10 protein-coding genes are annotated in these 12,274 nt (G+C 35.0%); 6 read left to right on the top strand and 4 right to left on the bottom strand.

Annotation, left to right across the window (positions count from 1 at the left end; genetic code table 11):
• Nucleotides 1-91: 91 nt before the first annotated feature.
• The 3 genes from nirB to H6X70_RS11165 form a co-directional block, all read right to left on the bottom strand.
• A complete protein-coding gene (gene nirB, locus H6X70_RS11175) occupies nt 92-2,611 on the bottom strand; it encodes a nitrite reductase large subunit NirB (RefSeq protein WP_194767779.1) in 2,520 nt (839 codons plus the stop codon).
• A 246-nt stretch (nt 2,612-2,857) separates the two neighbouring features.
• The gene (locus tag H6X70_RS11170; protein ID WP_194767778.1) at nt 2,858-5,152 is read right to left on the bottom strand and encodes an FdhF/YdeP family oxidoreductase; all 2,295 of its coding nucleotides are present in this window, start codon (nt 5,150-5,152) and stop codon (nt 2,858-2,860) included.
• Between the two features lie 278 nt (nt 5,153-5,430).
• Nucleotides 5,431-5,544, bottom strand: coding sequence for a transposase (locus H6X70_RS11165; protein ID WP_194767920.1), 114 nt, complete (start codon nt 5,542-5,544; stop codon nt 5,431-5,433).
• 106 nt (nt 5,545-5,650) lie between these two features.
• Here H6X70_RS11165 and H6X70_RS11160 point away from each other — a divergent pair, with 106 nt between their 5' ends.
• Both H6X70_RS11160 and H6X70_RS11155 read left to right on the top strand, forming a co-directional pair.
• Nucleotides 5,651-6,784, top strand: coding sequence for a Fic family protein (locus H6X70_RS11160; protein WP_228530341.1), 1,134 nt, complete (start codon nt 5,651-5,653; stop codon nt 6,782-6,784).
• Between the two features lie 224 nt (nt 6,785-7,008).
• Nucleotides 7,009-8,034 (top strand): LacI family DNA-binding transcriptional regulator, encoded by a 1,026-nt coding sequence (locus H6X70_RS11155; RefSeq protein WP_194767777.1) that lies wholly within the window; start codon nt 7,009-7,011, stop codon nt 8,032-8,034.
• Nucleotides 8,035-8,037: 3 nt separating this feature from the next.
• Here the strand turns inward: H6X70_RS11155 and H6X70_RS11150 are convergent, their stop codons facing one another.
• The gene (locus H6X70_RS11150) at nt 8,038-8,883 is read right to left on the bottom strand and encodes an AraC family transcriptional regulator (protein WP_194767776.1); all 846 of its coding nucleotides are present in this window, start codon (nt 8,881-8,883) and stop codon (nt 8,038-8,040) included.
• A 95-nt stretch (nt 8,884-8,978) separates the two neighbouring features.
• Between H6X70_RS11150 and H6X70_RS11145 the strand changes: the two genes are divergently transcribed.
• The 4 genes from H6X70_RS11145 (at nt 8,979) to H6X70_RS11130 (ending at nt 12,016) form a co-directional block, all read left to right on the top strand.
• Nucleotides 8,979-9,638, top strand: a complete 660-nt coding sequence (locus H6X70_RS11145) for an NAD(P)H-dependent oxidoreductase (RefSeq protein ID WP_194767775.1) — start codon at nt 8,979-8,981, stop codon at nt 9,636-9,638.
• 6 nt (nt 9,639-9,644) lie between these two features.
• Nucleotides 9,645-10,622 carry a polysaccharide deacetylase family protein gene (locus H6X70_RS11140; protein ID WP_194767774.1) on the top strand — a complete coding sequence of 326 codons (978 nt, stop codon included), beginning with the start codon at nt 9,645-9,647 and terminating at the stop codon, nt 10,620-10,622.
• 94 nt (nt 10,623-10,716) lie between these two features.
• A complete protein-coding gene (locus H6X70_RS11135) occupies nt 10,717-10,908 on the top strand; it encodes a hypothetical protein (protein ID WP_194767773.1) in 192 nt (63 codons plus the stop codon).
• Between the two features lies 1 nt (nt 10,909).
• Entirely contained in the window at nt 10,910-12,016 is a 1,107-nt protein-coding gene (locus H6X70_RS11130; RefSeq protein ID WP_194767772.1) for an alkene reductase, read from the top strand.
• Nucleotides 12,017-12,274: the final 258 nt, after the last annotated feature.

Raw genomic sequence — 12,274 nt, 5'->3', positions numbered from 1 at the left:
CGAACTGTCTGCCATTTTCAGTGTTTGTCATTAGTTAAATTTCATCCGCAAACAAACTTTTAACTTTTAACTTTCCACTTTTAACTTTTCCTTAATTCCAAGCCTTAGGCATTTTTTGATCACGCATTGGAACAAACGCTAAGTTATCATCAGTATCATCAGAATTCACAAAATGCTTGAAACGTTTCATCATTTCTGGATCTTCGATAGCTTGTTTCCACTCACATTCGTATTTGTTAACCAAACCTTGCATTTCAGTTTCTAATTCTTCAGCAATTCCTAAAGAATCTTCAATAATAACTTTCTTTAAGTATTCAATACCACCGTCTAATTTTTCTAACCAAGGCGCAGTTCTTACTAAAGGTCCTGCCGTTCTAATGTAGAACATTAAGAATCTATCTAAGTACTTAATTGCAGTTTCATCATCTAACTGCTCTGCAAATAATATGGCGTGTTTTGGTGTTGCTCCACCATTTCCACATACATATAAATTCCATCCACCTTCAACAGCAATCAATCCGAAATCTTTTCCTCTAGCTTCGGCACATTCTCTAATACATCCCGAAACGCCTCCTTTTAATTTGTGTGGTGAACGCAAGCCTCTATATCGGTTTTCAATATCGATAGCAAAAGTAACACTTTCGTGCATACCGTAACGACACCAAGTAGAACCTACACAACTTTTCACTGTTCTAAGCGATTTACCGTAAGCATGACCACTTTCAAATCCGGCATCAACTAATTCTTTCCAAATTAATGGTAATTCATGAATTTGTGCTCCGAATAAATCAATACGTTGGCCACCAGTTATTTTTGTATATAAATCGTATTTTTTAGCAACTTCACCAATTATAATTAACTGGTCTGGTGTAATTTCTCCACCAGCAACTCGTGGCACTACAGAGTAGGTACCATTACGCTGAATATTAGCTAAATACTTATCGTTTGTATCTTGAATTGCTACTTGACGGTTTGGCGTTTCCATAGTAATTGTCGCAAAAATAGATGCCAATGCAGGCTTACAAATTTCGCAACCATGGCCTTCACCAAAAAGGTTTAAAGCTTCGTCGTAATCGGCAACTTTATTCACTTTTACAAGATCGTAAAGCTCCTGACGGTTAAAACTAAAGTGCTCACACAATACCTCTTTAACCTCTTTACCTTGCGATTTTAAAGTTTCGTTTACTAAATCGACAACCATTGGTTTACAACCACCACAACCTGTTGTTGCTTTAGTTTTTGCAATAACATCACCTAAATTCTCGCAACCACCTTCGGTAATTGAGCAGCAAATATCACCTTTGGTAACACTCTCACAAGAACAAACTTGTGCTGCATCTGGTATATCTAAAACGCTTCCGAAAGAAGAACCTCCTTCGCCTCTTGCACCAATAATTAACTCTTCAGCATCCTCAGGAATTGGTAATCCGTTTAAATATATTTGATGAAACATGTTGTAGTCTGAAGCATCGCCAATTAAGATTCCTCCTAGTAACAAATTACCATCATGACTAATATTAACACGTTTGTATAAGTTTTTTGTTTTATTCTCGAAAATAATCGAATAGCCTTTTTCAACTGGCATAAACGGCTCACCAAAACTTGCTACATCAACACCAATTAATTTTAATTTGGTAGACATATCAATTTCTTCAGCCATTAAAACATCCGTATTTCCTATAATTTGATTTACTGCAACCTCAGCCATATCGTAACCTGGCGCTACTAAACCGTAAATCATATTGTTATAAAGCGCTACTTCACCAATGGCAAATATTTCTGGATCGGAGGTTTGCATTCTGTTATTTACAACAATACCACCACGTACGCCCATTTTTAAATCACAGGTTTTTCCTAGCTCATCACGAGGTCTAATTCCCGCCGAAACCACAAGCATTTCAACATCAATCTTATCGTACTCGCCAAACTCCATACCTGTAATTACATCGTCGCCTAAAATTTTATTAGTAGCTTTAGATAAATGCACATTTATCCCTAACGATTCAATTTTTTCTTGAAGCACTTTACTTCCACGCGTATCTAATTGTCTTGGCATTAATTTAGGCGCAAACTCCACAACATGTGGTTCGAAACCCATATCCTTAACCGCTTTCGCAGCTTCAAGACCTAATAAACCACCACCAAGAACCGCTGCTTTAACAGTTTCTTTTCGGTCGCCAATAACTTCTTTAGCATAACCTAGCATGTCTTCCAGATCTTCAATCGTTCTATAAACAAAAACACCTTTCTTTTCTATACCACTAATGTTTGGTACGAATGGCGCAGAACCGGTTGCTAAAACCAGATAATCGTATTTATAGTGTAAATCTTTTGTTGTTGTAATCTTCTTTGAAGAACGATGTATATCGGTAATACGCTCGCTAGTAATTAGCTCAATTCCGTGTTCCTCATACCACTCTCTAGGCGCCATTTCTAAAGCCTTAGCGTCTTGGTTTTCAAAAAACTCACTTAAATGAACGCGGTCATAAGCAGGTCTTGGCTCTTCACCAAAAACAGTGATTTTAAATTCTTTATTTTTAGATTGCTCTACAAATTTTTCACAAAACTTATAACCAACCATTCCGTTTCCAACAACAATAACGTGTTTCATCTGTATAGTTTTAATTTGTTAAATCGGTCAGATGTAATTCGCAATGTTAAATCCTTTTAAAACTTAGATTTTAACATATACGCCTTTCATAATTACGTATTTGAAAACAAAACTAAGTATTTATACGTATTTCTAAGTGTCTTATTTGAAGAAATTTTTGAAGAATATCAATTATTGTCGATTTCTCAAATAGATTTAAGAATTATTGCGTTTTAGAAAAATTATAGGATGAGTTTTAGTGAAATCTTAAACCGCCTTTACCGTTATACTAACGCTCTTAGATGCGGGCGTTTTAGCCGTATGCGCAAAACTATCTAAAGGCACTAAAACATTGGTTTCGGGAAAATAAGTAGCACAGCAATTTTTAGGAATATCGTAACCAACAACCTTAAAATTAGGTGCTTTTCTAATCACGCCATTAAATTCCGATTGCAAATTAACAAGCTGTTGCTCTTGTAAACCGCGTTCCTGCATGTCTTCTCGGTTCATAAAAATAACACGTCTTCCGTTATAAACCCCACGATAGCGGTCGTCTAAACCATAAATTGTGGTATTAAATTGGTCGTGACTTCGTATGGTCATCATAATTAACTCATCTGCTTTTAACTTCCAATTTGGCAACTTATTTATTGAAAAATTAGCCTTTCCTGTTGTGGTTTTAAACTTTCTAATACGCGCACCATTTGGTAAATAAAACCCTGAAGGTTGCTTTAATTTGGTATTATAATCTTTAAAACCATCAACGACTTCCGCGATATCTTCACGCACCAAATTGTAATCATCTTTATACTGCAACCAATTAATTTTCGAGCGGTCTTTTAAAGTCGCATGTGCTACCCCACAAACCACAGCAACTTCACTAAGTAATGCCGATGAGCAGGGTTCTAAAACACCTTTTGTGGACGACACCACCCCCATAGAATTTTCGACACTTTGCAACTGTAACCCCGATTTTTGATAGTCTTTTTCGGTTCTTCCCAAGCATGGAAAAATTAATGCTTCCTTTCCAGTTACTAAATGCGAACGGTTTAATTTTGTACTAACATGCACGGTTAAATTGCAATTCCCTAAGGCTTGTGCAGAATACGTAGTATCTGGAACCGCCGAAATAAAATTGCCTCCCAAACCAAAAAATACTTTTGCCTTTTTCTCATGCATGGCTTTAATCGCATCAATCACCGAATATCCGTGTTTAGCACTAGGTTTAAAGCCGTATTTTTCTTCAATTTTGTCTAAAAAAGCTTGAGGTGCTGCTTCAAAAATCCCCACCGTTCTATCGCCTTGAACGTTAGAATGCCCACGAACAGGACATGTACCTGCTCCTTCTTTTCCTATACTACCTTTTAAAAGCAGCAAATTAACAACTTCGCGAATATTATCAACCGCATTTTCATGCTGTGTTAAGCCCATGGCCCAGCAAATAATGATTTTTTCATTATTCAGAATTAAATCGAAAACTTGATTAAATACAGTTTCAGAAACTCCTGAAGCTTTTAAGCATTCATCGAAATTATAGGTTTTTAAATCGGCTATAAAGGCATCGTAACCTTGGGTGAATTCTTCAATAAAGGCTTTATCAAAAACACCGCCTTTTTGCTCTTCTTCAGCTAATAATTTTAAAAGTATGGCTTTAAAAAAAGCCACATCACCATTAATGGTAATTGGCACAAACACATCGGCAATTTGTGTTCCGCCGGTTAATAATTTTATAGGGTTTTGCGGATTGGTAAATCTAACCAATCCGGCTTCTGGTAGCGGATTGATAGCCACCACTTTTCCACCATTATTTTTACATTTTTCTAAAGCGGTTAACATTCTAGGGTGGTTTGTCCCTGGGTTTTGCCCAACGACTAGCACCAATTCGGCTTTATATAAATCGTCTAAAGTCACCGAACCTTTACCAATTCCTAGAGTTTCAGACAATGCACTTCCACTCGCTTCATGACACATATTAGAGCAATCGGGCAGATTAGAAGTTCCATACTCTCGAACGAACAATTGGTATAAAAAAGCGGCTTCATTTGTGGTTCGCCCCGACGTATAAAACACAGCTTCATCAGGAGAATCTAAAGCATTTAAATGCGTACCAACCTTATTAAAAGCATCTTCCCAGGAAATGGGTTGATAATGAGTTGCTCCTTCAGTAAGAAACATAGGCTCGGCTAAACGTCCTGATTTTCCAATCTCGAAATCGCTCCAACTGGCTAATTCATCAACGGAATGTTTATTGAAAAATTCGGTGCCTATGGTTTTATTTTGAGCTTCTTCAGCAATGGCCTTAATACCATTTTCGCAAAACTCACCTAAAGAAGAACGCTCATCATCAGGATCTGGCCAAGCACAACCCGGACAATCAAAACCGCCCTTTTGATTCATTTTAGCGCCTAATTTAAAAGCATCGGCCACATTCATATATTTTGAAACTTGACTAACAGCCGCGGCAATTCCACCAAACCCCACACTATTTATAGCTGGTTTTGAGATTTTTAGGTTTTCTATAGTTTCTGGTGTTAAGGCTTTTTCTTCGGTAGTAGAACTCATAGTAGTTAGTTTGGTAAATCAAATATCGTATATTTTAATTAAAATGCTAATCAAATTGAAAAAACAGCGAGCTCCTATCATAACGAAACCATTATGGATTAAAGTCACCGCAAAGGTCATTTTTTAATAATAAAATTTGTTCCATTTCCATCGTCTGCTCTGCGATGATGCTCATTAACTATCTCATCAGTTATATTTTCTGTACTCCAGCATCCATATCCAATTCCCAAAAAGTGTCTGCCCCAATTTTTCTGTTTTAATTCTGGATACTCCTGTTGTCATTTTCTTGAACTTCGGCCTTTTAATTTCTTTACCAAATCACTTATTCGTAGTGATGGACGACATTCTAAAGGTATGTGAACTTGGTCTTTAGATATTATTCCTTTTAATATTTGGACATCTTAGACATCACTTGTTTGGATCATCATGGAACGGCAACACATCTGAACATCACTTTTTAAAACATGTTGTACTTAATACGAGACAAAAAGTCGCATATTGCTTTTAAATGCACTATTTTTTGTATTTTTGGTACATATGCAAATCAGAAGAGATAAAATGTCCCAAATCAATAAACTTGCAAAACTTCCACCAAAAAGAGAAAAGGTAGAAACTATTGAAATTCTTCGTCAATTGAGTAAATCCTCAAATTCATTAGGAGAATTAAAAGGAATTGCTAAAACTATTCCTAATCAGGAAATGTTGGTAAATGCTGTTGTTTTACAAGAAGCTAAAGATAGTTCGGAAATAGAAAATATCATTACAACACAAGATGAACTATATAAAGCTTTAGCGACAAACACAAAACAACCAACTCAAGTTAAAGAAGTTATAAATTATAGAAGTGCTATTTTTTCTGGTTTTGAATTAATTCAGAAACAAGGATTTTTAAAGCTAAAAGATATCGAAACTATTCAAAAAACCATTATCGAAAATAATGCTGGAATTCGCTCAATGTCTGGAACTGTGCTAAAAAATGATAAAACTGGAGAAATTATCTATACACCACCACAAGAAAAAGACGAAATTTTAGATTTACTTGGCAATTTCTTAGAACATTTTAATGTTAAACAAAACGATTTAAATCCGCTAATTAATTTGGCTATTTTACACTATCAGTTTGAGAGTATTCATCCATTTTATGACGGAAATGGAAGAGCAGGAAGAATACTTAACATTTTATACCTAATTATAAACGACCTTTTAGATATTCCTATTTTATATTTAAGTTCATATATCAATGAAAATAAAGCAGATTATTACCGTTTACTAAACACAGTTAACAATAAAGACGAATGGTCTGAATATATAATTTATATGCTAAAAGCTGTTGAAGTAACATCAAATAGGACTATTGATAAAATAAATTCAATTAAAGAATTATTAGATAAAACTATAATATATGCACAAGAAAAGGAGCCTAAAATTTACAGAAAAGAATTAATTGAGTTACTCTTTGAACAACCTTATTCTAAAATAGAATTTGTTGTAGAAAAATTAAACGTAGAAAGAAAAGCGGCTTCACGATATTTAAAAAAAATGGAAGAAATTGGAATACTAACCTCTCAAAAGATTGGAAGAGAAAGTGTTTATGTGAATACAAAATTGATTGAAATATTAAAAAAGCACTAAGCACAACAGCGTGTATAATTAATAGTTAGGTCCCACTTGCTTACAAAATCCTTGCAGATTTTCTATTCGGTTTCAATTTACTAAATTTCGGAACTAAATCACGCCACAAATAAAATGCAAGGTTTTTAGAAGCTAAAGCGAAATACACTAAACAACATCGTTTTAAGTATTTTTAAGACCAATAAAAAGCATAAATTGTACTCCTATTTTGCCTTCATAAGAAAATGAAAAAACGAATCACCTTAAAAGACATTGCAAACAACTTTAATGTGTCTATCGCTACGGTTTCTAAAGCGTTAAAAGACAGTCATGAAATTAGTATTCAAACCAAAGAAAAAATTCAAGAATACGCCAAATTACACCATTACAAACCTAATGTTACGGCATTAAATCTATTAAACAAACGAACTAATACTATTGGGGTGGTAATCCCGAATATCATGAATACTTTTTTTGCTAAAGTGTTTATGGGGATTGAGCATATTGCGTCTCAAAAAGGCTATCATTTGGTGTCTTGTATTTCAAATGAATCTTATGAAAAAGAAGTAAAAACCATCGATTTACTAAAACATGGTTCGTTGGATGGGGTTATTATTTCTTTAGCTGAAGAAACCCAAGTAAAACAGAATTTCACACATTTAAAAAACACACTAAACGAAGGGATTCCTATTGTTATGTTCGATCGCATTTCGGAAGAATTAGAATGCGACAAAGTAGTAGTAAGTGATCTTGAAGGTGCTTTTCATGCAACTAGTCACCTTATAAAATCGGGCTGTAAACGAGTTGCATTAATTTCGGTAATTGATAATTTAAGCGTTGGAAAACTACGCGTTGAAGGCTATAAAAAGGCCTTGAATCATTTTAATATCCCAATTGAAGAACGCCTTATTGTACGTATAGGAAACCATGAAGATTTTGATACGGTTATGAAAATTATTTTAGCCGATAAAAGCATTGATGGCTTATTATGCCTGGAAGAAAGCGCCGCCGTAAATGCGCTGCGTCTTGTAAAACAAATGCAATATAACATCCCAGAAGACATGTCGATTGCCTGTTTTACAAATGGTAAATTATTGCAACACCTTACGCCTTCTATTTCGGCCATTAGCCAACACGGCAGGCATATTGGAGAAACCGCTGCAAAAATGCTTATCGAACGCATTGAAAATGAAAACGAAGCCAAACCCTTTGTAACCAAAGTAATTAAAACCAGTTTAATTGAACGCGAAAGCACAAAAAAACTATATTAACACTTATTCATAGGCACTAGGGTTTTTACCCGTGTATTTTTTAAAAATTTTATTAAAGTGGCTCGCATCTACAAAACCTAATTTATCGGCTATTTCATTAATTCCTAAATTGGATTGTTTTAAAAGCCTTTCGGCCATTTTTATTTTGGTTTGAATAACATATTGCTGAATCGAAATTCCAGCATGCTTTTTTATAAAAACACTCACATAATTGGGCGACATATAAAACTCCTCGGCAATTCTTTTAATTTTTATTAGCTCTTTATCAAGTACGTTCTGCCTGATGTAAGCCAAGATATTTTCAATTTTTTCTTGATCTGAAATCCCTTCGCTTGTTTTATTTTTTATACTTGCCTTTAAATTTCTTGAAAGCACCAATAAAAGCGCTGCAAATAATTCTGTTAAAACATGCCTATTAAAAACCAACTTGTTATTTATTTCATTTTTAATCAAATGATATAAGCCTGTTAATTGGGCTTTGTCATGTTCAAAATGTACAATAGATTCTGCGATAATATTGGCATGAAAAATAACTGCATCTATATTTTTCTGACCGTAAACCTGGACAGAGAAGGTCGATTTCTCTAAAAATAATTGTTCTGTGAATTTTATAATCCCAAAACGGGTTGGCTCTGCGATTATAAATTCATGCTCGTCTTTAGGAGTTAAAAAAAAGATATCGCCTGTTTTATAATTTATAATACTCTCGTTTAAAACATGTTGCCCCTTACCATATAAAACAAAAGTAAGTTCGAAAAAATTATGCTTATGCCTAGGGTAACCCCATTCGTTAACCGCTTCAAATTCAAGTACATCTAAATCTTTTGTAATATAAAACCGTTGAGCCATAAAAACATTTATTTATACAAATATACAATGTATTTATACAACTAAAACACTTCCATGGATCTGTACCTTTGTCTTATCATTTAAAACTTAGAACCATGATTAATAAAACAGAAATATTAGACGCTTACAAATACAGACATGCTTGTAAACTATTCGATACCAATAAAAAAGTGAGCGATAGCGACATGAATTTTATACTTGAAACTGGCATATTATCACCAAGTTCTTTTGGATTCGAACCTTGGCATTTTGTTGTGGTTCAAAATCCAGAGCTGCGAAGCAAGTTAAAAGATAGCGCTTGGGGAGCCACCGCCAAACTAGACACCGCTAGTCACTTTGTTTTAGGATTAACCATGAGGGAGCCTTTAATGAAATACGATAGCCAATACATTGAAGATTTTATGAGAGACATCCAGGAGTTACCCGAGAATGTTATTGAACAAAAAGGCAGTATGTATGAAACATTTCAAAAAAGTGATTTTGATTTATCTGACGACCGAAAACTTTTCGATTGGGCTTCAAAACAATGCTACATTCCACTAGCGAATATGATGACAAGCGCTGCTATGATTGGTATAGACTCCTGCCCAATTGAAGGCTTTAATCAATCGAAAAGCGAAAAAATACTGAAAGACGATTTAGGTATAGATACTAATTTATACGGATTATCATATATGGTTGCATTTGGCTACCGTGTAAATGAACCGCGCCCTAAAACCAGAAGAACACTAGAAAAGGTAGTCACTTTTAAATAATAAATCATGAAAAAACTAACACAAATTACATTAGCTACGACCCTTATTTTTCTATTTGGGTTGACTTCTTGCAATAACAACACATCTAAAGAAACAGCAATGAAAAATACAACAACAAATACCAAAACCTATTGGCCAAACGATGCCCAATTAGTCATATCATTCTCCATGCAATTTGAAACCGGCGGCCAACCCGAGGGTGCCGAAAGTCCGTTTTCTGGAAACCCTTTACCAAAAGGCAACCCCGACATGCCAGCCGAAAGCTGGTTTAGGTACGGTGCTAAAGAAGGCATTTACCGCATGTTAAATCTTTGGAAAAAACACGATATAAAAGTGACTTCACATGTGGTTGGCGAAGCGGCTATAAAATATCCTGAAGTTGCCAAAGCTATTACCAATGGTGGTCATGAAATAGCAGCCCACGGAATCTCGTGGAGCGACCAATGGGATATGAGCTATGAAGACGAATTGGAATTTATAAAAAAAGGCATCGATACCGTTGAAGCCATTACAGGACAACGCGGCATTGGATACAACGCCAATTGGCTAAGAAGAGGACCAAACACCCTTAAAGTTTTACAAGAATTAGGCTTTCTATATCACATTGATGATTTAAGTCGTGACGAACCATTCATCACTAAAGTACGTGGTAAAAACTTTGTGGTGATGCCCTACACCTTAAGAAATAACGACATTGTAAATATTGAAGGCAAACAATGGAGTCCCGATCAATTTTTAGCACAACTAAAGGCTGAATTCGACCAATTATACGAAGAAGGCAGTACAAGAAGACGCATGATGAGCGTGAGTTTACACGACCGAATTGGAGGTGCACCAGCTGTAGTTCATGTGGTTGATGCTTTTATTAAATATGCAAAATCCCATCCTGGTGTTGTTTTTATGCGAAAAGATGCGATTGCAAACATGATAAAAGACGACCCAAATACGCCTATTGATAATTCTGAATTAAACTTTAATCAGTAATAAAAGAGTTACAAACGTTCATTTTATAAGCTAAATGATTAATTTAGAACATAAATAACAATTTCTAAATTAGAAAATTAAAACGCTTAAAACCATGAATCATAAAAAAAGATACAAAATCGCTTTAACTATTATTTGGGTAATTTATTTAGCTTATGAAGCCTATTTATATTTCGTCTGGGCTCCAAAAGAAGTTGGCGCTATTATTAGAGTTGATTTATTCATTTTATGGCCCGTACTTTTTTTCGTAACCCTATTTCTACTCTATAAAATTTTTAAAAAATAACATGTCTCATACAATCAATTTATTTTCAGCATACCAATCGAAAGATTTAGATTTAAAAAATCGCTTTTTAATGGCACCCATGACGCGTTCTAGAGCTTCGCAACCTGGCGATATTCCTAACGCATTAATGGCTGAATATTACGGACAAAGGGCTGAAGCTGGCATTATTATAACGGAAGCCACTCAAGTTTCTTTACAAGGAAAAGGTTACGCCAATACTCCTGGAGTTTACACCAAAGCTCAAATTGAAGGTTGGAAATTAGTGACTGATGAAGTCCATAAAAAAGGCAGTAAAATATTTTTACAATTATGGCATGTGGGTCGGGTTTCTAGTTCGAAAGTTAATGGTTTACAACCCATTGCGCCTTCAGCTAAAATAGCCAAAGAAACCAATGTGTATATTTTTGATGGCGCACCCAATGGCGATGCTACTTTTGTTCCGGTTGAAGCACCTAGAGCCATGACCAAAGAAGACATAAATCAAGTGATTGAAGCATTTAAAACAGGCGCAAAAAATGCGATTGAAGCTGGTTTTGATGGTGTAGAAATTCACGGCGCAAATGGTTATTTAATCGATCAGTTTTTAAGGAGTAATTCCAATGAAAGAACCGACGAATATGGCGGAAGTAAAGAAAACCGTGTACGTATTTTGACCGAAATAACACAGGCTGTAGCCGATGCTGTAGGCCCTGAAAAGACAGGGGTTCGCCTATCGCCTTTTATCAGTTTTAAAGACATGAATGATCCTGAAATATTGGATACCATTAAAGTTGCTTCTAAAGCCTTAGAAAAAATTGGTGTAACCTATATTCATTTATGTGAAGCCGATTGGGATGATGCCCCTGAAATCCCAAATGATTTTAGAGTGTCTTTACGTAAAGATTTCTCGAACACGATTATTGCAACAGGAAACAAAACACCAGAGCAAGCCAATGCCTTGTTAGCTGAAAACTTAGTAGATTTAGTTGGTTTTGGAAGAAAGTTTTTAACCAATCCTGATTATCCAAAACGTGTAAAACTACATGCTGAAATGAATGATATAAGCGATACCCACACCCTTTTTGGAGGAGGAACTGCAAGAGGCTACACCGATTATCCTTTTTTATAAAATTTAGTGATTTTCTAAAAAACGAAGAGGCTGTCTAAAAAGTAAGTTGAATTTGATTTGTCATATTGAACTTTTAGACAACCTCTTTATGTTTCTAGACAACCTCTTTATGTTTCTAACTGAAACATAAAAGGCACATTCAGAAAACGCGTTATCCCTTGTAAATACAAGTATTTTTACGTAAATTTAAGTACATAAAAACCCCGAAAAAGGCTGATCAGAGCCAAAAACGGGGTTTTCTTATTCTTACGTTTATGA

Origin of the sequence: Tamlana sp. I1 (genome assembly GCF_015355625.1) — a bacterium.
Classification (GTDB): Bacteria; Bacteroidota; Bacteroidia; order Flavobacteriales; family Flavobacteriaceae; genus Pseudotamlana.
The sequence above is the reverse complement of the archived record's forward strand: the minus strand, read 5'-3'. Positions and strand labels throughout refer to the sequence as shown.